The sequence below is a fragment of the Nonomuraea sp. CA-218870 genome, assembly GCF_050936535.1.
GTDB lineage: Bacteria > Actinomycetota > Actinomycetes > Streptosporangiales > Streptosporangiaceae > Nonomuraea > Nonomuraea corallina.
The window spans coordinates 450,350-469,868 of the sequence record NZ_JBNJMN010000001.1 but is presented as its reverse complement, the minus strand read 5'-3'; the positions used below and the strand labels follow the sequence as shown (position 1 = coordinate 469,868).

Sequence of the window (19,519 nt, the reverse complement as noted above, 5' to 3'; positions counted from 1 at the left end):
CTCACTCGCTTACGCTCACTTCTCTGTCGAGACAGTCCGCGATCTCGTCCAGATCCCGCACCTGGACCGCCCCGGCGGCCGGTTCCGCCGCGTGCACCTGCAACGTCACCAGCCCGGCGGCCACGGCGGAGGCGACCCCGTGCGGGGAGTCCTCCACGACCACGGCGTCGTCCGGGTCGACCGACCAGCGCTCACACGCCTGCCGGTAGCACGCCGGGTCCGGCTTGCCCGACAGGACGTCGTCCCCGGTGAGCACGCCGCTGAAGTAGCCGCCCAGCGAGCAGGCCGCCAGGACGCGGTCGACCGACCCCCTGCTGCCGCTGGTGACCAGGTAGGCCGTGCGGCCGCCGGTGCTCAGCCGGCCGAGGAGCCGCCGGGCGCCGGGGAACAGCGGCACCCGGCCGACCTCCACGTACTCCCGGTACAGCCGCTGCTTGCGCCGGACCAGCCGTTCGGCCACGTCCCCGCCGAGGCCCAGCCCGGCCACCACCTCGCGGGTGGTCGCCCCGGCGTGCGCGTCGTACCGGAAGGACCCGAGCGCGGACGGCGCGAGCTCCGCGATCGCGGCGCGGAACGCCGCCGCGTGGACGGGCGCCGAGTCGACGAGCGTGCCGTCCAGGTCGCAGAGCCAGGCCCGCCGACCGGTGACCAGCGCCGCCGGGCTCATCGGGCCCTCGCCAGCGCGGCCTCGCCGGCGATCCCGGCCAGCGCGCGCACGGTGCACGGGCCGCAGTGCGCGCCCGGCCGCGCGGGGTCCTCCAGGTCGGCGGTGAGCCATCGGGCGCCCGCCCAGACGCCGCTGCCGGCGACGTCGGACGGCACCTTCGGCGCCTCGGGGGCCCGGTGGCTGAGCACGTGCGTGACGGTGCCGCGGGCGTTGCCTGGGTCGCCCAGGTAGGCGAGCGTGAGGCCGGCCAGTTCCGGCGCGCTCAGCCCTTGGACGTCGTGGTCGTCGCGTTTGTTGACGACGAACACCTTGGCGGTGGCCCGGCTCTCCGCGATGGCGTCCGCGATCCCCGGGGTGAGGTAGCTGGGCAACAGGGACGAGTGCGGCGTGCCCGGCCCGTACACGATCAGGTCGGCGTCCCTGATCGCGTCCCGGGCCTCCGGGTTCAGCGAGACCGTGGCCCGCTGGCTCGTCAGCGCCCGCCGCACCTCCTCGGCGGGCCTCCCGGCCAGTTCGGCCCGGCACGCCGGGGTGAGCGGCCGGCTCAGCAGGAACAGGTCGGTGATCGCGGCGGTGTCCTGCGGCGCGACGATGTCGGCCTCGTCGGCGAGCAGCCGGCCGTCCTGCTTGAGCGCGACCAGGAAGGCGTTCTCGCCGTTGGTCACGTTCAGCAGGCGGATCGGCGACTCGAACGTCCGGGCGCACGCCCGTACGGCGGCGTTGAAGTCCTCGCCCAGCCGCAGGTACGCGCCCGCGAGCACGAGGTTGCCCAGCGCGCAGTCGGTCAGGTCGAGCCCGCCGGGACGGCTGTCGAGCCTGCGCAGGAACGCGGTCAGATCCCGCGCGATCGCGGCGCCCGCCGATGGCGGGAGGAGGGGGAACGGGCCGGTCCCGCCGTCCGGCGAGCCGATCGCGCCGGCCAGTTCGCCGAGCCGTTCCCGCGTGGTCCCGGCGGGGAGCCGGTGCTCCAGGACCGCGCGGAGCGCGGCCTGCCGGGGTTCGCCGTCGTCGAGATGGACCAGGAGGTTCTTGCGGAAGTCGGACGGGCCGAGCATTCCGGGCAGGTAGCACCGGAGCGCGCCGGTGGAGTGTCCGTTGTCGTAGCCGTTGATGAGGATGGTGAGGTCGATCCCCGGCGTGCCCAGCAGGCCGCGCGCGATGCCGGCCCCGCCGCGCCCGCCGCTGAAGAGGGTGACGGCGGTGCGGCCGCTCATCGGGCCCGCTCCTTCGCCCCGCGCGCCGGCTCCTCGGACGACTCGGGGGCCGCCTCCGGGGTCGACTCCGGGAGCCGGAGCACGCCCCGGCGTAACAGCCACCGGCGATAGCCGAGATAGCCGACGAACAGGGCGCGGTCCCGCGCGCCGCGCCAGAACCGCCACCCCCGGGCGCCGCCGCCGCGCTCCCGGTGCTCGATCGGGATCTCCACCCAGACGTGACCGAGCTCCGTCACCCTGGCGGTGAGCTCGGTCGAGCAGTTCATCCCGCCCGACTCCAGGCGCAGGGCGCGCAGCAGCGGGCCGCGCACCACCTTGAAGATCGAGTTGTAGTCGCAGTAGCGGGTGCCGTGCGTGAGGTTGCTGACCGCGCCGCTGACCGCCGAGCCCCACCGGTACGCCAGGCCGTCGGCCTTCCTGACCCGCGCGCCGGAGAAGGCGTCCGCCTCGCCGGCCCGTAACCGGTCGAGGAAGGCGTCGAGGTTGGCGATCGGGAACTGCCCGTCGGAGTCGAGCAGCACGACCCAGTCCATCCGGGTGTGCGCGATGGCGGCGGCGATGGCCGCTCCCGCGCCGCGGTTGGCCGGGAAGTCGACGACGACCAGGTGGGGGCAGCTCTCTTGCAGATCCGCGAGGATCGCGCCGGTCGCGTCGGTGCTCCCGTCGTTGCAGACGACGATCTCCCAGGCGCCGATCGCCGGGTGTCCGGACAGGTAGTCCCGCCATTCGGTCACCGCCGCCGCGATGTTGGCCGCCTCGTTGTAGGCGGGCGCCGCCACCGAGATGTCGACGGTCGGCGGTACGTCGTGGGCGTCCAGCTTCGCCTCCTCGTGTGGCTTCGGTCGCGTCAGTGGCGGTCCGCCGGCGTGGGCGTCCCCGTCCCGAGCAACCGGGCGATCCAGCGGTCCAGCGGAAGCAGGTTGATCCCGACGACGATCGGCACGTGCGCGAGCGTGAACACGACGGCCGCGGCGAACGAGATCGGTCCGCCGGTGATCACGTTGATGTGCGGCGCGTCGATGACGGCCGGGATCTCGACCGGGTTGACGAGCTGCCACATGATGTCGAGGAGCCCCGAGAACACGATGACGATCCCGCTGATCGCGATCTTCAGGCAGCGCCCCGGGCTGCCCCCGCCGATGCGGTAGGCGGCCGCGACGGTGAGCACGAGCCCGGGGTAGAGCAGCAGGTACAGATGGGTGTAAAAGCTGTCACCCTGGGCTCGTTCGACGTCCCCGTAGTAGAAGTAGCTGATCCGCGGGATCACGTACGCGGTGAAGAACACGAACGGCACGCACAGCAGCCAGTGCAGGCGCTGCGTGACCCAGGGGAAGAACGCGATCGCGCCGCACAGGAAGGCGAAAGCGACCAGTTTGGCGCCGAGCTCCCACGCGGAGCCGATCTCCCGGCCGTGCGGCGTGACGAGCCAGACGAACGCGAAACCGAGCACTCCCGCGACGAGCGAGATCCACCACAGGTGCGCGGCCCACCGGGACGCGCCGGGCTCGGGCGCGGCCGGAGCCGCGTCCGAGAGCGGTGGCGCGGGCTGAGGGGTGTCGCCACGGGCGGTCATGAGGCTCGGCATCTCCCATCTGGCGTCGCCGCGCGATGCTGTGACCTGGAAAAATGCACAGATTTCGAGAAATGCCCAAAGGGGCCCACGGTACGGCGCTCGAAGTACACATTCCGGGTCAGGATTCCGAAAAGGGACCCTATAGGTTCCGATGCATAGATGGGGTGATTTTGTGGATCTTTCGCCCTGGCTCCCTTCATGAGGTCCCGGCTGCGGCCGTCAACTGAGCTGTTCGGCCAGCCCGACGAGGATGCCCTCGGGGCCGCGGAGGTAGCAGAGCAGATAGCTGTCCTCGTACCGCGCCAGCTCGCCGACGAGCTCGGCGCCGTGGGCGCGCAGCCGGCCGACGACCTCCTCGACGTCGTCGACGGCGAACATGATGCGCCGGATGCCCAGCGTGTTCGCGGGCGCGTCCTTCGGTTCGGGGGTGATCGCCTTCGGCGTGTGGAACATCGCCAGCTCGACCCGGCTGTGACCGTCAGGGGTCCGCAGCATGGCGATCTCCTGCCGGGCGCCCTCGATCGCGATGACGCTCTCCACCCACGGTCCCTCGACCGAGGTCCTGCCCTCCAGTTCCATGCCGAGCTCGACGAAGAACGCGATGACGGCGTCGAGGTCGTCGACGACGATGAGCACGTTGTCCATCCGCTGGATCGTCATGCTGGGATCTCCTCATGTACGGCGGCCACAGCGGCCGCGTCCGCCTCCGGGACGGAGCCGGCGGGCCGTTCTCGACCTTCTCAGATCGCGACTTTTCAGATCGCGACTTTTCAGATCGCGAGGTGCTCAGATCGCGACCTGCTCAGATCGCGACCTGCTCAGATGAGGTGGCGGCACCGGCGGCGGCGGGACTCGTCGGCCGCGGCGAGCCGCCCCGGGTCGTCCAGCGGGTCGTCCAGCGTGTCGAGGACCGCGAGCCACTCGTCGAGGACGCCGGCGATGCGGTGCCCGAGCTCCCGGTAGAGGCGCCGCGCCGCACGCCACTGCGCCACGGCGGCGGCCCGATCCTCGTGGACCAGGGCGGAGGCGAGGCTGTCGTGCGCGGAGGCCGTCCGCAGCGGGTCGCCGATCTCCTCGGCGAGCCGCAGCTGCTGCTCGGCGTGCCGGCGAGCCGCCGACCGGTCCCCCTCGCGCAGGGCGATCTCCGCCAGGTTGTGATGGGCGTAGCAGGCCTGCTGCGCGTCGTCCACCGCCTCGGCGAACGCGAGCGCCCGCCGCAGCGCGTCGACCGCCGCCGGATACCGCTCCGAGTCGATCAGCGCGCAGCCCAGGTTGATGTAGGCCGCGACGGCGTACTGGGGATGCTGCCCGTATTCCGGGATGGACAGGGCGATCCGCAGGTGGCGCAGCCCGGCCTCCAGGTCGCCCTCGTTGATGGCCAGGCCGCCCAGGTTCGCGTTGAAGGCGGCGACCATGCGCGGGTTGCCGGCCTCCGCCGCCAGCTCGATCGCCCTCTTGTAGTGCTCGCGCGCCGCGTCGTACTTTCCCAGCTGCTTGTGGACCACCCCCAGGGCGTTGCGCATGTGCGCGACGGCCTCCGGCTCGCCGCTGCGCTCGGCGGCCAGCAGTCCCGTGCGCAGCACGGCCAGCCACTCCGGCCAGCGCCGCCGGATGATGAAGTAGGCGAGCAGGTCGGCGGCAGACTGCCAGGCCCGGCGGTGCCAGCCGCGCGCGCCGGTCAGGGCGACGACCCCGACCAGGTTCTCCAGCTCCTGGTCGTGCCAGTCCAGCGCGGCGGCCCGGTCGGCGAAATCCGGGCGCTCACGCGGGGGATGGACGACCTCCCGCTCGCCCGCCAGCCGGCGCGGCTGCAGCAGCGGATAGGCCTCGTAGACGGTCTCGGCGTAGAAGTCGACCAGGCGCCTGGCGGCCACCTCCCGGCCGGCCTCCGGCTCGTCCGTCTCGAAGGCGCTGACGGCGTAGCTGCGCAGCAGGTCGTGCATCGTGTACCGGCCGGGACGATGTTCGCTCACCAGGTGGCCGATGCACAGCTCTTCGAGCCGGGGGCGCACCTCGGCGAGGGTGACGCCGAGCAGGGCGGCCGCGGTGGCCGGCCCGAAATCCTGCCCGGGCACCAGGCTCAGCAGCCGGAACAGGCGCCGCGTGCCGGGAGGGAGGGCCTGGTACGAGAGCCGGAACGCGGCGCTGACGGCGCCGTCCAGGTCGCAGTGTTCGTCGAGCACGGCCAGCGGGTCGCCGGTCGTCAGCTGCCGGGCGTAGTCGGCGACCGTCAGGTGCCGCTGGCCGATCAGTTGCGCCGCGGCCAGGCGCAGCGCCAGCGGCAGGTACGCGCACCGCTGGGCCACCTGCCGGGTCGCGACCTCGCAGCCGTCATCTCCGGCCGGGGCGGCCGTCCCGTCCGGTGCGGCTCTCCCAGCCATGGCGGTGCGGAGCAGTGCGGCGGCCTCGTCCTCGGTGAGCGGGCCGAGCGGGAGCGGGCGGGCGCCCTCGTGGGCCACCAGCGCGCGTAACCGGTTGCGGCTGGTCACCAGGACGGTGCAGTCCGCCGAGCCGGGCAGCAGCGGCCTGACCTGGTCGGCGCCGTGGGCGTTGTCCAGCACGAGGAGCACGCGACGCCGCGCCAGCGTCGACCGGAACAGGGCCGCGGCCTCGTCCACGTCCTCCGGAACGGCGCCGGGCTCCACCCCCAGCGCCGACAGGAAGCGCCGCAGGATGTCATAGGGCTGCAACGGCGCCCGATCCTGGTCGAACCCCCGCAGGTTCGCATAGAGCTGCCCGTCCGGGAACCGGTCGCGGTGACGGTGGGCCCAGTGGACGGCCAGCGCGGTCTTGCCGACGCCGGGGCTGCCCACGACGAGCACCACGGACGGCGTGTCCCTGGCGTCCGTCAGGAGGTCCAGGTCGGCCAGCTCGCGGGCCCGTCCGGTGAACCCCCACGCGTCCAGGGGGAGCTGGGCGGGCGTGGTGCCGGCGGGCGGCGCCGGGACCGTCACGGCTCCGGCGGGCGGGTCGAGCGCCGGATCGGCGTCGAGTATGGCCTTCTCCAGCTCCGCGAACCGGGTGCCGGGATCGAGCCCCTGCTCCTCGACCAGCCGCTCGCGCAGGCGCCGGGCCGTCCGCAGGGCTTCGGCCCGCATGCCGGCCCGGTACTGGGCGAGCATCAGATGGCAGGCCAGGCGCTCGCGCAACGGGTGCTCCTCGACGAGCCTGCTCAGTTCGGGGAGCAGGGCGTCGTGGCGGCCGAGCAGCAGCTCGGCGTCGGCCAGCGCCTCGTGCGCGCTCAGCCGCTGCTCGTGCAGCGCCTGACGGGCCGCGTGCGCGTACGCCGCCCTGATGTCGGCCAGGGCATGGCCGCGCCACAGCCCGAGCGCGGTGCGCAGCCTCCGGGCGGAGTCCTCGAGACCGCCGCGCCGGCGCAGGTCCCGCGCGGCCTCGACGTGGCGCCGGAACACGTCGGCGTCCAGGTCGTCGTCGCCCAGAGCCAGCAGATAGCCGCCGGGCCTGGTCGCGATGACCTCGTCCAGCCCTCGCTCACGCAGGGCCCGCCGCAGCTCCGACAGCGCCACGTGGATCTGGGAACGCGCCGAACTCGGCTCGGCGCCACCCCACATCGCCTCGATGAGCTGATCGGACGTCACCACCTGGCCGGGGTGGAGCAACAGATAGGCGAGCAGCGCCCGGTGCCGGGGCCGGGCGATCGTCCCCGGTCCGTGATCCGTCGCCACCTCGACCGGGCCGAGGATGCCGAACCGCAACGCCTGCCCCCCGCAGCGTCAGCAAGATCGTGATGTGCGGCAAGTGTATCCGTAAGCCGATGACAAGTCGCTGTATAAATTGCCCGATCTATTCTTCGAATCATGTCAACCTAAACCGCTCAGGCGAGCCTAAAAGCTCACAACTAGGGCTTTTATCTCGATTCAGGCGGTTTTCGGGCGGCAGCCGGATGGCGCCGTCTGTGAAAGGAGACGTATGGGTTCGAAACTCAAGCGGGTGCTGCAGGCGACCGCGATCGGCGGGATCATGGCCGGCGCCCTGGCCCTGCCCGCGACCGCCGCGCACGCCGGCCCCACCAACTGCAGCAGCGCGCCGTACGGCAGCAACGGCTGGTGGGCGTTCTGCGGCAAGGGCGACGGCACCTACCAGGCGTGGGTCCGGTGCTACCGCATCGGTACGACCAAGTACACGGTCAGGTGGGGCCAGTGGCGCTCGCCCGGCGGCTCGCCGTCCACGGTCAACTGCCAGAGCACCGAAGAGGTGGGCGGAGGCGGCTACCTCCTCTCCTGACCCGTCCGCGTCCACGGCACCCGGGGGGTGCCGTCCATGAAGAGGAGAGTCATGAGGTCGAAGACGAGGCGGACCCTGCGGGCGGCCGCGATCGGCGGGATCATGGCCGGCGCCCTGGCCCTGCCGGCGACGGCCGCGCACGCCCAGCCCAGCGGCTGCCAGGTGATGACGAGCTCGAACACCGTGTCCGCGTACTGCGCCACCGGAACGGGGGAGTACCAGGCCGTGGCCCGGTGCGAGAAGCCGGGCAACCCCCTGCCCACGCTCCGGTACGGACAGTGGCGGTCTCCGGGCGGTCAGCCGTCCACCGTCAGTTGCCTGTCCGGCGAAGAGCTGAAGTACGGCCAGATCCGCTTCCGATAGCGAGCGGCTGACGCCCGCTTGGCTGCGGGCTTCGCGACGCGCGGCACGAGCGGGAGGCAGGGCGCCCTGCCTCCCGCCGTCCGTCACCGCGAACGGAAGAACTCCGCCACGACCCGGGTGTGCAGCGGGAAGGCCAGCTCCCGCGGCCCGCCGATGACCAGCCACTCCGACGTCTCGGCCGTCGCCACGACCGGCGGCAGGCCGGCCGAGCCGGTGCGCGGCCCCAGACCGAAGACCAGCAGCGTGCCGTCAGGCGCGCTGAGCACGTCGAGGAGCCGCACCTCGCCGGCGTCGACCCGGACGCCCGTCTCCTCGCGCAGCTCACGGGCCGCCGCCTGCTGCCAGGACTCGCCGGCGTCGATGAAGCCGCCGGGCAGGGCCAGCTCGCCCCGGTGCGGCTCGACGTCGCGGCGCACCACCAGCACGCCGTCATCCACCGGCAGCACCATCACCGCGACCGGCAGCGGGTTGAGATAGCTGGTGTTCGCACAGGCCGGACAGGTACGCGGCCACGCCTGGTCAGGGGCGAAGGCCGCGCCGCAGAACGAGCAGTGCGAGTTCCTGATCATCACGACCGTGAGACTAGACCAGGGGACGCCCCGCCGATCGGCACCGGCCGGGGGCGAGCGGTCAGGTGTAGTAGCCGTCGATGGGGACCCGGGCCTCGTCGAACAGCGCCGGGCCGTCCTGCCGCACGGCCGGCCAGGCGCCCGCCGGGTGGAGCTCGACGAACTGCTCGGTGGACAGGGCGTAGACGACCCGGCCGAGGCCCGAGCGCGCGATGCCGCCGGCGCACATGCCGCAGGGCTGGCAACTGGTGTACAGGGTGGTGCCGCGCGCGGTCTCCTGGTCGAGCTCGCGGGCCGCCCAGCGGGCCAGCTTCAGCTCCGGGTGGGCGCTGATGTCGTTGTCGCTCCGTACCGTGTTGTGGGCCTCGGCGAGGATCTCGCCGTCCGGGCCGGCGAGCAGGGAGCCGAACGGCGCGTCGCCCAGGGTGACGGCGTGGGCCGCGAGGGCGATCGCACGCCGCAGGAAGTCCTCGTCCGCAGGGGTGATCATCAGGCGTTCCTCCAGTGCGTGGCCACGGCCGTGAGCGCCCGCCAGGCCGCGTGGGGCCGGCGGATCTCCTCCAGATCACCGTGGAAGGGGTCGAGCACGACGGTGTCCGCGCCCAGCGCGCGAAGCTGGGCGAGGTCGTCCAGGATCTGTTCGAGACTGCCGACACCGGCGAGCCGTTCAGCGTCCTCGACGGGTTCGGCGGTCAGCCGCAGCGCGATGCGGGGCGCGGCCGTGAGCCGCGGGTGCTCCGCCATGGCCGCCCGCAGCCAGGGCATGGTGTTGCGCAGCGGGTGCCAGGCGTCGCCGAACTCGGCGGCCCGCCGGATCCCCGCCTCGCTGTTGCCGCCGATCCACAGGGGCGCCGCGGGCCCGGTTCCGGCATTCCAGGCGTCGCGCAGGGCGGCCAGATACTCGTCGGTCAGCCGGCCGCGCTCGGCGAACGGCACGCCGAGCGCGGCGAACTCCTGACGCGCCCAGCCCACGCCCACGCCGAGCACGAGCCGCCCGCCGCTGAGCTGGTTCAGGTTGGCGGCCATGCGCGCCACCAGAAGCGGATGCCGATAGGGCAGCACGAGCACGGTCGTGCCCAGCCGGACCCGGGTCGTCAGGCCCGCTAGCCAGGACAGCGTGGTGAACGGCTCGTAGAACGGCTCGGGATACTGCTCGGCCACGTCCGGCGTGACGACCACGTGGTCCGACATCATCAGAAGGTCGAAGCCGAGCCCCTCCACGACCCGGGCCCACTCGCGCAGCACGCCCGGATCGGTTCCCGGCCCGAAGTTCGGTACGTTGACGCCAAGATTCATGGAGCGAAGCTATACCGGCCCGCTCATCCGTGAAGGGTTGACCGGCGGCGGGGCCGGGCACGCGAGGCGGAAGGACAACCGCGCGCTCCAGGATGAGACACCGCCCATGAACAAGAGCATCATCGAGGCCGCCGGCGAGGCGATCGACCTGGCCGGCGTCGCGGTCATCGTGATCGGCGCCCTGGTGACCACCGTCATCTTCGGCTACCGGCTGCTCCAGCGCCGTTCCGTCCAGGAGCCCTACCAGAAGTACCGCCGCGGCCTGGGCCGGGCGATCCTGCTCGGGCTGGAGTTCCTCGTCGCCGCGGACATCATCCGCACCGTCGCCGTCTCACCGACGTTCGCCGGCGTCGGCGTGCTCGCCGTGATCGTGCTGGTCCGTACCATCCTCAGCTTCTCGCTGGAGGTGGAACTCGAAGGCCGCTGGCCCTGGCAGGCCCGGTCCCTGAGCAGACAGAGCCAGGCCTGACCCCTGCCAGGCGCGCGCACCCGCCCCCGTGAGCACGCCCACGGAGACGGACGGTGTCCCGGGGGTGGAACGCCGGTGGAACGGGATGGAACACCGGGGGTTGGGCGCTGAGTCACAGCGCTGTAACCGGGGGTTCAGCCATGGCACGTTCCATGACGCATCGAACTGGCCGCGGGACCCATGCCGGAGCGGCGGACGCCCGGCCGACGCCAGGACCGGCCCCGGCCATCCGACGCTGGACGAGAAGGTCATCAGGGCGTACCGCGAACGGCTGTCGTCCCTCCAGGAGGACATCGACGCGTACGAGTCCGCCAACGACCTCGTACGGCTCGAACGGACCCGGTCGCCGCGGCCGACCTGATCCTCGGCGAGGAGTTGCGCGTCACGGTGCACACCGGACGACTCTGCTGCTATCAACCCGGATGACTCGCCCCGTCTTCGACACGCTCTTCCTCCCCGGCTCCGATCCGACCGTCGGCACCCTGGTCGCCTTCGCCGGAGCGACATCACGGCAGAATGAGGTCGTGACTAACGATCGATCGGCAGCGCCCGCGGCCCACCGCCGGTTCGCCTCCTCCGAGGTCCGGCTCCCGGAGGGCGTCCTGCTGAAGGGCACGTCCGGCCGGATCCTGCGCGAGGCGCTGCTGCTCTTCGCCGAGCGGGGCTTCTACGGCACCTCGATCCGCGACCTCGGAAAGGCCTGCGAGATCCGCTCGGCGACCCTCTACTCCCACTTCCCCGCCAAGGAGAACGTGCTGGCCGAGCTGGTCCGCATCGGTCACGAGGAGCACCACCGGCGGCTGGCGGAGGCGGCCGCCGAAGGCCCGGCGGGCCCCGAGGCGCGCCTGCGCCGCGTGGTGCGCGCGCACGTGCTGACCCACGCCGAGTTCCCCATGCTCGCGGTCGTCGCCGACAACGAACTGCACGCCCTCTCGCCCGAACTCGCCGCTCCCGCGCTCACACTCCGCGCCGACGGCCGGCAGCTCCTGATGGACATCCTCGACGAGGGCATCACCGCGGGCGTCTTCGACGTGCCCGACGCCTTCCTCGCGGTCACGGCGATCAGCGGGATGGGGATGCGGGTGGCCAACTGGTACGACTCCGCCATGCCGTACGAGCCGGAGAAGGTCGCCGACACCTACGCCGAGTTCGCCCTGAGGATGACCCGGCCGGGCTCCTGAGAGGACCGGCGGCGGTCCTGTCGCGGGTCACCGGGGCGCGGTGTGGCCGAGGATCGCGGGGACGACGACGTCCCACTGGGCGCGGGGGAAGACCTCGTGGCCGGTCCGCTCCATCGCCGCGAAACGCGCGCCGGGGATCTCCCGGGCCAGGGCGCGTCCGTGCTCGATGGGGAACATGGGGTCTTCGGTGCCGTGCAGCACCAGGGTCGGCGCGGTGATCCGCCCGAGCCGGTCCCGCCACGGCTCCCCGGCGTCGATCATGAACGGATTGGTCACCTGGGCGGCGGGGTTCTTGGTGCGGCCGGCCACGCGGGTGGCCATGGCCCGCATGCCCGCCTCGTCGAACGGCCTGGAGGCGGCGGCGAACGGGCGCTCGGCCTCCACCAGGTAGTCGATGACGCCGCTCCGGTCCGACCAGTCCGGCTCCGGCGCCTTCTCGGCGAACAGGGCCTGGAGCCCGGCCGACATCGGCGGCAGGTCCGGCTGCTCGAGCCCGGGCACGCCGGGCGTGGCCGAGGCGAGGGTGAGCGAGGCGACCCGGCCGGGGTGGTCGAGCGCCAGGAGCTGGCCGACCGCCGCGCCCTGTGACATGCCCACGACATGGGCGCTGACCAGGCCGAAGGCGTCGATCAGGGCCGCGGCATCGGCGACCAGGTCGCGCAGCCCGTACGGCGGTGCTCCCGCCGGGTAGTGCGTCGAGAGGCCGGCGTCCCGGCTGTCGTAGCGGATGACGCGTCTGCCGCCGGCCACGAGTCGCCGCACGAAGTCCTCCTCCCAGGCCGGCAGGGAGTGACCCGCGCCGTGGATCAGCAGGATCGCCGGATGCTCCGGCCGGCCGAAGGACTCCGTGCACAGCTCGACCCCGTTGACCTTGATCATGCGCTGTTCGATCGACATCAGCCACACCCTTCGTCATCTTCGTTACGTGTAACGAAGATGCTAGGAGAAGATTCGTTACATGTCACTAGATTTCCTATACTGATACGTATGACGCGATCGAGACCTCAGGACGAGGCCGCAAGCCGGGCCTGGACGGCCTACCGCAGGCTGCGCTTGCTGGTGGACACGGAGGTCGCGCGTGACCTGGAGCGGGACACGGGCCTGTCGATGGCCGACTACGACGTGCTGGACGCCGTGGTCGCGATGTCCGACGGGGAGCACTGCATCCGGGTGCACGGTCTCACCGCCCGGATGAACTGGACCCACAGCCGGCTGTCCCGGCAGCTCGGCCGGATGGAACGGCGCGGGCTGATCACCCGTCAGCCCTGCGAGCTCGACGGCCGCGGCGACGACGTCGTGCTCACCGAGGCCGGCCGGCAGGCCCGCGCCCAGGCCGCCCCGGTCCATCTCGCCTCGATCCACCGCCACTTCACCGAGGCGCTGTCCACGCAGCAGCTCGAAGCCCTGGCCGGCATCGAACAGGCCGTCGTCCGACGCCGGAGCGCCGGTGGCCGCTCTGACGGAACGACGCCCCCGCCATCGTCGGAACCGTCCTAGCGCCCCGCACGAGGCGCCTTCCCGGCCGCGCCAAGGGTCCGGCAGACTCCTCCCATGCACAACGGAAGGCTCCTCACCCTCGTCGGGGGAATCTTCGGTCTGGTCGGCCTCGTCCTGCTCTGCGTCACCGTCGCCCTGGCGGCCTCGGCGGCGAGCTTCCTGGCCTCGGCGCAGCAGACCGACGGCACCGTGGTCGAGCTGACGGAACAGACCAGCACGACCCGTAACCGCGACGGCTTCTACCGCCACACCACCGTCTGGTATCCGACCGTCGAGTTCACCGTCGACGGCAGGCTGTACTCGTTCCGGAGCTCCCACGGCAGCAGCCCGCCGGCCTACGCCAAGGGCGAGAGCATCCCCGTCGCCTACGACCCGGACAACCCGTACGACGCGCGGATCGCCTCGTTCTGGCCGGCGTTCATCGCCCCGGTGATCACCGGCGGACTGGGCGCGCTGTTCACGCCGATCGGCACGATCCTGTTCCTCAAGGGCCGGCGGAGCGCCCGGCGCCGGACCTGACAGGGGACGGGGACCGCCGCACGGTTGATCACCGGGGGTGCGCGCTGATGTCGCGCAGCGCGGCCGCCAGCCGGTCCACGTCGTCGATCGAGGTGAACACGGCCGGGGTGACCCGCACGACGTCGCCTCCGGCCATGCCGCTGCGGGCGACGGTGAAGATCCGGTGCCGGGTCATCAAATCCTCGGCGATGGCCACGTTGTCCTCCTTGGACGCCCGCCCGGGCAACCGGAAAGCGGTGATGCCGCCGTACATGCCGGGCTCGTCCGGGGTGAGGATCTGTGCGCCGAGCTCGCGCGCCTGGCGGACCCAGCGGTCGCGCAGGAAGCGCAGCCGCGCCTCCTTGACCCGCGCGCCCAGCCTCTCGTGGAAGTCGAGCGCGACGTCCACGGTCAGGAACGGGGCCACGTCCATCGTGCCCGAGTGCACGCGGGAACGGATGTCGGAGGCCGGGTAGGTCTCGTCGATGTAGCAGAGGTCGATGTCGGCCAGCCGGCCCTCACGGATGTAGAGGAAGCCCGAGCCCAGCGGCGCGCCCATCCACTTGTGCAGGGAGAACACGCCGAAGTCGGCGTCGAGGTCGGTGAGGGTGAAGTCCAGCTGGCCCCAGGAGTGGGCGGCGTCCACGATCACGTCCACGCCGTGCTCGCGCGCCATGGTGACGATCTCGCGCACCGGGGTGACCAGCCCGGTGCGGTTGTTCATGTGGCTGAGCAGCAGCAGCCGCACCTTCGGGTGCTCGCGCAACGCTCGCCGGTAGGCGTCGAGCACCGCCTCGCGGGTCGCGGGCTCCGGCATGACCATGCGCGCGACCGTGACGCCGCGCCGGGCGGGCAGCCAGTTCATGACGTACTGGCCGCTGTGGTAGTCGAGGTCGGCGTACATGACGGCGTCGCCGGGACGCAGGCGGTTGTAGCCGGCGATCAGGTTCTGCAGGGCCTCGGTGCCGCCCCGGGTCAGCGCGATCTCGTTCCTCGTCACGCCGAGCAGGGCGGCGATCCGGTCGCGGACCTCGTCGGCGCGCGGCTTGAAGGTGGTCCGCAGCAGGTGGGAGCTGAGCTCGTTGAGATGGTCGACGTTGCGGTGGTACGCCTCCTTCACCGGCTCCGGCATGATCCCGTAGTAGCCGTTCTCCAGGTTGACGAAGTCCGGGCTCACCCGGAACTGCCGGGCGACGGCCGCCCAGAAGCGCTCGTCGCGCGCGAGCTCCTCGGGGCCGACGCCGCGCGGCGCGGCGGGCATCGCCGGCGGGCTCGACGGCTCCGGGGTGAGCGGACGCGCCACGGCGCCGGCCGCCACGACGCCGAGGCCGGCGACGATCCGGCGTCTGGACAGATCCATTGAGCACTCCACCTGGTGTCTGCGGCGCTTCGCGGGCGGCAGTCGCGCGGGCCCGCCGTGCCTGTCCAGTGTGGGAGACGACTCCGTACGGCACGACGACCGTTTGTCCCGTGTCGTCATACCTGGAGAATGCCTGTCGAAGATTCCACGTGTTCTTTATCGTTCGGCGACCCGCCACCGGCCTGCACGCCGCCGACCACGGCCGGATCGAGGTTCGGCGGTGATCGAGAGGCGGCCGGCGGGACCACTGGGCGTGGACGATTCCCGAGAGCGATTCACCCTGCCGGACGAGCTGGTACGTGTTACCTGCCGAATCCTTCGAGGTGGCGGATTCGATAGTCCCGAGGGCTGATGCCGTAGGCCGTCCGGAAGGTCTTGCTGAAATGCGCGGGGTTGGCGAAGCCGTGTCCGGCCCCGATGGCCCAGATGGACCGATCAGAAAGGTGCGGGTCGGTCAGATCCTTGCGACATCTCTCCAACCGGCGGTTGCGGATCCAGCCTGCGACGCCGACCCCGTCGTCCGCGAAGAGCCGATGCAGGGTGCGCAGAGAGACATTGTGCGCCGCGGCCACCACGGCCGGCGTCAATTGCGGATCGTCGAGGTGGGCTTCCAGGAATGCGTGGATCCGCATGAGAAGTATTTTCCTGTCGCTCTCCGGCGGGATCGCGTCAGGCCCCTCCAGCCGATGCGCGAGCAGCACCGTCAGCAGCTCGATGAGGACGGCGCCGAGTCGAGTGGCGTCGGCCGCCTGATAATGATCGGGGCCGGTGAGGAGCCCTTTGAGATAGGTCACCAACAGCCCGCCGATCCCTGATGCGCCCGAGAAAGTGGTCGCGGTGAGACGGTCGATCTTTCGCGGGGCCAGCGGGACCAGGTCGCGGGGGATCGCGACCATGATGCCACGCACAGGTGCCGCGGACCGGCTCCGGGCGTGGATTCGATAGGGCTGTGAGGTGCTGTAAAGGGTCAGTTCGGAGGGGCCGAGGACAGCGTTTCGCCGGCCCTGTTCCACCATGGTGGCGCTGTTCAGGCTGAGCGCCATTTGCAGCTGTCCGGGATCGTCTCGGCTTATCATCCTGGGCGTCCGGTGGGCCACGCACTCCGTGGACGTGAACGATGTGACTTGGACCGCGCCGAAGTCCGCGAAGTCGATCCTGCCCCTGAACCTCGTTTTCTGTTCGTCCATGATGTCCATCGCGCCGAACAACTGACCGACGACCTCCTGCCAGATGGCGAAACGCCTGGCCGGCGGGAAGTCGCCGGTGTCGATGAGGCGCCGCATGTGGGGTGAGCGGCGCGCGGCCGCCACCGGGGACGGCGCTATGGCGGGCGCGGCTCTTCCCGCGTCGACGAGTGGGTGCATGTGGATGGCCGTCATCTGAAGTCCTTGTCGACATCCGGGCAGCCCTTACGCGGGGCGCCAGGCGGATCTTCACTCACGAACGTCGGAAACCGATGGATCAAGCTGGATGGATGCGTTGTGGCCGGCACCGTGCGCCATCTCGGGAACATCTCCGATCTCCGGGAAAGGCCGTCGCCGGTGGAGTCGCCTCGGTCAGAGATTACAAAACGCCGGATTTCACATCGCATGCGGGTCGCGCATATAGCCGCGACCAGCCACTTTTTCTCCGCAGACCCCAGAAGGGCACGCTGCCCACCTCCCGGTTCGATGCGGCTCGTGATCGCTCATCGTGCCGGTCTGCTGCCGGCACGCGCGGGTCGTGCCACGTCCCACCATTGGCACGGGTGGCACATCGGATGGCATCGAGAGGAAAGACGCCCCTGCCGACGAGAGGCAATAGTGAGGACGCGCGGACGAAAGGTCCTGCGCAGAGAAATTTTCCAGAACCGCAGGAAACCGAAACACGAACCTGCCGACAGGTCGGCAGAAAGGATTCACACCGTGTCGACGTCAACACCAACGATCACCACGACTCCGGCGAAGAGTTTCAAGACGCTGCTCAAGGCCGCCTTTTGTACGGCCGCTGCCGCGACCGCTCTGGTCGCCGGAGGAACTACTGCCGCATCGGCCGACAGCCTGTCCGCACTCGGTTGCCAGACGACGTCCGCGAGGCTCACCTCCACCTCGGGCAATACGTACAGCTGGAACTGCAGCGGCGCGCATTACATCAGCGTCTCGGCTCAGAAGTTCCAGGCCGGAGGATGGTCGGGCGCCGTGTACCTCGCTGACGGAAGAGTCATCTGGTTCTGCGACTTCGACACCAAGTACCTGAACGGTGCCCGCACGACCGAGGTCTACCTCAACGCGACGAAGCCGGCCCGTTGCCCCTGACGTGAACATGCGAGGCAGGTGGGCCGGCGATGGCCGGCCCACCCGGTCGGAGTCCCGCCCGGCCAGAACCGCGAGCATCCATAACGCTTCTCGGTGAAGAAGCGCTGGGGAGGTGTCATGCCGCTGAGAACGCCCCTGTGCGAGCGGCTGGGGATCCAGGTGCCCATCATCCAGGCCCCCATCGGCTCGGCCGCCACCCCCGACCTGGCCGCGGCTGTCTGCGACGCCGGGGGTCTGGGGATGCTGGCGCTGACGTGGGCCGACCGGAATGCGGCCCGCGAGCAGATCCGGCAGGTCAGGAGGCGGACCAGCCGGCCGTTCGGAGTGAACCTGGTCCTGGACTTCCCGGTGCGGGAGCTGCTGGAGGTATGCCTGGACGAAGGAGTGGAGATCATCTCCACCTTCTGGGGCGACCCGGCGAGCGTGACCGACCGTGTTCGACGCGCCGGCGCGCTCCACCTGCACAGTGTCGGATCCGTACAGGAGGCCCGGCAGGCCGTGCAGGCAGGAGTGGATTGCGTGGTCGCTCAGGGCTGGGAAGCCGGTGGACACGTTCGGGGGCGAACCACCACCATGACGCTCGTCCCGGCAGTGGTGGACGCCGTGGGACCTGTGCCGGTGGTCGCCGCCGGCGGCATCGGCGACGGGCGCGGTCTGGCCGCCGCCCTCCTGCTCGGCGCTCAGGCGGGCTGGCTGGGCACCCGGTTCCTGACCGCGGCGGAAGCCGGCACTCATCCCGTCTATCGCCACGCGGTCCGCACAGCGGGCGACGCCGACACCGTGTACACCTCATGCTTCGACGGGGGCTGGCCGAACGCCCCCCATCGGGTGATCCGCAACAGCACCGTCGCCGCCTGGGAGGCCGCCGGAATGCCCGCCGCGCCGGCCCGCCCGGGAGAAGGAGAGATCGTCGCCGCCGACGAGCGCGGCACGACTCGGCTGCGCTACAGCGATTCGGTGCCGGTCGCCGGCATGACGGGCGACCTTGAGGCCATGGCTCTCTACGCGGGCCAGACGGCAGCGCTCGTCCACGACGAGAAGCCGGCCAGGCAGATCGTGAAGACGATCGCCGCCCAGGCCGACAGACTCCTGAGCTGACAGTTCGTTGCTGTCTTCGTGACATAGGTGACCTCCAGCACAGCGGAAGGAGATCCATGATGAGGTCCGCTTCTCCGCCGGCCTGCCGCGCGGGTGCGCGATGACGCGCGTCGCGGTCGCCGGAGCCACCGGCAAGGTAGGCCGGCTCACGGTCGCCGCCCTCGAACAACGCGGGCACGAGGTCGTCCGCATCAGCCGAAGCCTCGGGCTGGACCTGGCCGATGAGGATCGTGTCAGGGAAGCGCTGTACGGAGTCGAGGCGGTCGTGGATGTGACCAATCATCCCGCGGCGGACAGAACCCAGGCGGCGACACGGTTCTCTGAGACGACCCGCGGCCTGCTCGCCGCGGAAGTGCGCGCCGGGGTCGGACATCACGTCCTGCTCTCGATCGCCGGCCTGCACCGCATCGAGGGCACCCCACACCACGAGGGCAAGCGTTGTCAGGAACGCCTGGTGTTCAGCGGGCCCGTGCCCTGGACGATCGTTCCCGCCACGCAGTTCTATGACTTCGCCGCAGCGGTGGCCGGCATGAACGAGCGTGACGGCGAAACTCTGATCCCGCCGCTCCTAGTACAGCCTGTTGCCTGTTCCGACGTCGCTGAGATTCTCGCGGGAATCGCAACCGGTCCGCCCCAAGGGCGATATCCCGACGTCGCGGGACCCGACTTCCACGACCTGGTCGACATGGCGCGACGAACGCACCTGGCACGCCGCCAGACGGTGAAGCTCATACCGACCTGGTCGACTGCCTTCGGCGTGGAGATGGCGGGCGACATCCTGCTGGCCGGCGAGAACGCGCACATCGCGCCGACCACGTTCGAGCAATGGCTCGCGCGCGAGGTGAAGTCGAATACCAACCGCAGCGTGCCGTGAACACGTACATCGGATACTCGTGGGCTTTCCGGGCTTTCCGAGGCTCGAAAGTTCATGCGTAGGGTCGGCCTGCCGGATCTCTCTCGCCACCCTCTGTGCCAGGCTCAAGTGGGACAGACGGTGAGTAAGTTCTCTGCTGGTAGGCGGGCTGATCGGGAACAGCGGGAGGAGGCGCGACCGGTTCGGCCGGGGCGGGATCTTCCTCAGCAAGGGAGATGAGGGTATTGCGGCTGATCCGCAGGTGCTCGATCCCAACGAAGCAGGCCTGATCGACCTGCGTAAACGCCTGTCGAAGTGTGATCGCAAGCTCAATCAGTATCG

The 19,519-nt window shown here is 71.0% G+C and carries 22 protein-coding genes; 10 read left to right on the top strand and 12 right to left on the bottom strand.

Annotation, left to right across the window (positions count from 1 at the left end; all coding sequences use genetic code 11):
- Position 1: 1 nt before the first annotated feature.
- The 6 genes from ACQEUU_RS02265 to ACQEUU_RS02240 all read right to left on the bottom strand — a co-directional run bounded on the left by ACQEUU_RS02265 (position 2) and on the right by ACQEUU_RS02240 (position 7,170).
- Positions 2-667 (bottom strand): HAD family hydrolase, encoded by a 666-nt coding sequence (locus tag ACQEUU_RS02265; RefSeq protein ID WP_433059563.1) that lies wholly within the window; start codon positions 665-667, stop codon positions 2-4.
- On the bottom strand, positions 664-1,881 hold the full coding sequence (locus ACQEUU_RS02260) for a 2-phospho-L-lactate transferase CofD family protein (protein WP_433059560.1): 1,218 nt from the start codon (positions 1,879-1,881) through the stop codon (positions 664-666). Before ACQEUU_RS02260 ends, ACQEUU_RS02265 begins: the two co-directional genes overlap by 4 nt.
- On the bottom strand, positions 1,878-2,660 hold the full coding sequence (locus ACQEUU_RS02255) for a glycosyltransferase family 2 protein (RefSeq protein ID WP_433059558.1): 783 nt from the start codon (positions 2,658-2,660) through the stop codon (positions 1,878-1,880). The genes ACQEUU_RS02260 and ACQEUU_RS02255 overlap by 4 nt, the downstream gene beginning before the upstream one ends.
- Before the next feature lie 68 nt (positions 2,661-2,728).
- On the bottom strand, positions 2,729-3,454 hold the full coding sequence (locus ACQEUU_RS02250; RefSeq protein ID WP_433059555.1) for a hypothetical protein: 726 nt from the start codon (positions 3,452-3,454) through the stop codon (positions 2,729-2,731).
- A 219-nt stretch (positions 3,455-3,673) separates the two neighbouring features.
- Positions 3,674-4,114 carry a VOC family protein gene (locus ACQEUU_RS02245; protein ID WP_433059552.1) on the bottom strand — a complete coding sequence of 147 codons (441 nt, stop codon included), beginning with the start codon at positions 4,112-4,114 and terminating at the stop codon, positions 3,674-3,676.
- A 158-nt stretch (positions 4,115-4,272) separates the two neighbouring features.
- A complete protein-coding gene (locus ACQEUU_RS02240) occupies positions 4,273-7,170 on the bottom strand; it encodes a BTAD domain-containing putative transcriptional regulator (RefSeq protein ID WP_433059549.1) in 2,898 nt (965 codons plus the stop codon).
- A 214-nt stretch (positions 7,171-7,384) separates the two neighbouring features.
- Between ACQEUU_RS02240 and ACQEUU_RS02235 the strand changes: the two genes are divergently transcribed.
- Positions 7,385-7,699 (top strand): hypothetical protein, encoded by a 315-nt coding sequence (locus tag ACQEUU_RS02235; protein ID WP_433059547.1) that lies wholly within the window; start codon positions 7,385-7,387, stop codon positions 7,697-7,699.
- 51 nt (positions 7,700-7,750) lie between these two features.
- Entirely contained in the window at positions 7,751-8,062 is a 312-nt protein-coding gene (locus ACQEUU_RS02230) for a hypothetical protein (RefSeq protein ID WP_433059545.1), read from the top strand.
- An 83-nt stretch (positions 8,063-8,145) separates the two neighbouring features.
- Here the strand turns inward: ACQEUU_RS02230 and ACQEUU_RS02225 are convergent, their stop codons facing one another.
- From ACQEUU_RS02225 to ACQEUU_RS02215, 3 genes are all read right to left on the bottom strand, one after another.
- A complete protein-coding gene (locus tag ACQEUU_RS02225; protein WP_433071708.1) occupies positions 8,146-8,631 on the bottom strand; it encodes an NUDIX domain-containing protein in 486 nt (161 codons plus the stop codon).
- Between the two features lie 61 nt (positions 8,632-8,692).
- A complete protein-coding gene (locus tag ACQEUU_RS02220; protein WP_433059542.1) occupies positions 8,693-9,121 on the bottom strand; it encodes a nucleoside deaminase in 429 nt (142 codons plus the stop codon).
- Positions 9,121-9,927, bottom strand: a complete 807-nt coding sequence (locus tag ACQEUU_RS02215; protein ID WP_433059540.1) for an LLM class flavin-dependent oxidoreductase — start codon at positions 9,925-9,927, stop codon at positions 9,121-9,123. The genes ACQEUU_RS02220 and ACQEUU_RS02215 overlap by 1 nt, the downstream gene beginning before the upstream one ends.
- A 106-nt stretch (positions 9,928-10,033) precedes the next feature.
- Between ACQEUU_RS02215 and ACQEUU_RS02210 the strand changes: the two genes are divergently transcribed.
- From ACQEUU_RS02210 to ACQEUU_RS02200, 3 genes are all read left to right on the top strand, one after another.
- The gene (locus ACQEUU_RS02210) at positions 10,034-10,396 is read left to right on the top strand and encodes a DUF1622 domain-containing protein (protein WP_433059537.1); all 363 of its coding nucleotides are present in this window, start codon (positions 10,034-10,036) and stop codon (positions 10,394-10,396) included.
- Positions 10,397-10,496: 100 nt separating this feature from the next.
- Positions 10,497-10,757 carry a hypothetical protein gene (locus ACQEUU_RS02205; protein WP_433059534.1) on the top strand — a complete coding sequence of 87 codons (261 nt, stop codon included), beginning with the start codon at positions 10,497-10,499 and terminating at the stop codon, positions 10,755-10,757.
- A 163-nt stretch (positions 10,758-10,920) separates the two neighbouring features.
- Entirely contained in the window at positions 10,921-11,577 is a 657-nt protein-coding gene (locus tag ACQEUU_RS02200) for a TetR/AcrR family transcriptional regulator (protein ID WP_433059532.1), read from the top strand.
- A gap of 27 nt (positions 11,578-11,604) precedes the next feature.
- On the opposite strand, the gene ACQEUU_RS02195 is transcribed toward ACQEUU_RS02200, so the two are convergent.
- On the bottom strand, positions 11,605-12,474 hold the full coding sequence (locus ACQEUU_RS02195) for an alpha/beta fold hydrolase (protein ID WP_433059529.1): 870 nt from the start codon (positions 12,472-12,474) through the stop codon (positions 11,605-11,607).
- 90 nt (positions 12,475-12,564) lie between these two features.
- Here ACQEUU_RS02195 and ACQEUU_RS02190 point away from each other — a divergent pair, with 90 nt between their 5' ends.
- Together ACQEUU_RS02190 and ACQEUU_RS02185 are read left to right on the top strand one after the other, a co-directional pair.
- Positions 12,565-13,074, top strand: coding sequence for a MarR family winged helix-turn-helix transcriptional regulator (locus ACQEUU_RS02190; RefSeq protein ID WP_433059526.1), 510 nt, complete (start codon positions 12,565-12,567; stop codon positions 13,072-13,074).
- A 54-nt stretch (positions 13,075-13,128) separates the two neighbouring features.
- A complete protein-coding gene (locus tag ACQEUU_RS02185; protein WP_433059523.1) occupies positions 13,129-13,593 on the top strand; it encodes a DUF3592 domain-containing protein in 465 nt (154 codons plus the stop codon).
- A 28-nt stretch (positions 13,594-13,621) separates the two neighbouring features.
- Here the strand turns inward: ACQEUU_RS02185 and ACQEUU_RS02180 are convergent, their stop codons facing one another.
- Positions 13,622-14,932, bottom strand: coding sequence for an aminotransferase class V-fold PLP-dependent enzyme (locus tag ACQEUU_RS02180; RefSeq protein ID WP_433059521.1), 1,311 nt, complete (start codon positions 14,930-14,932; stop codon positions 13,622-13,624).
- Between the two features lie 302 nt (positions 14,933-15,234).
- Positions 15,235-16,311, bottom strand: coding sequence for a helix-turn-helix domain-containing protein (locus ACQEUU_RS02175; RefSeq protein WP_433059518.1), 1,077 nt, complete (start codon positions 16,309-16,311; stop codon positions 15,235-15,237).
- A 525-nt stretch (positions 16,312-16,836) separates the two neighbouring features.
- On the opposite strand from ACQEUU_RS02175, the gene ACQEUU_RS02170 reads away from it, so the two are divergent.
- From ACQEUU_RS02170 to ACQEUU_RS02160, 3 genes are all read left to right on the top strand, one after another.
- Complete coding sequence (locus ACQEUU_RS02170; protein ID WP_433059515.1) at positions 16,837-17,226, top strand: hypothetical protein; 390 nt, start codon at positions 16,837-16,839, stop codon at positions 17,224-17,226.
- A 117-nt stretch (positions 17,227-17,343) separates the two neighbouring features.
- Positions 17,344-18,324 (top strand): NAD(P)H-dependent flavin oxidoreductase, encoded by a 981-nt coding sequence (locus ACQEUU_RS02165; RefSeq protein ID WP_433059512.1) that lies wholly within the window; start codon positions 17,344-17,346, stop codon positions 18,322-18,324.
- A gap of 100 nt (positions 18,325-18,424) precedes the next feature.
- The gene (locus ACQEUU_RS02160) at positions 18,425-19,198 is read left to right on the top strand and encodes an SDR family oxidoreductase (protein WP_433059509.1); all 774 of its coding nucleotides are present in this window, start codon (positions 18,425-18,427) and stop codon (positions 19,196-19,198) included.
- Positions 19,199-19,519 lie beyond the last annotated feature (321 nt).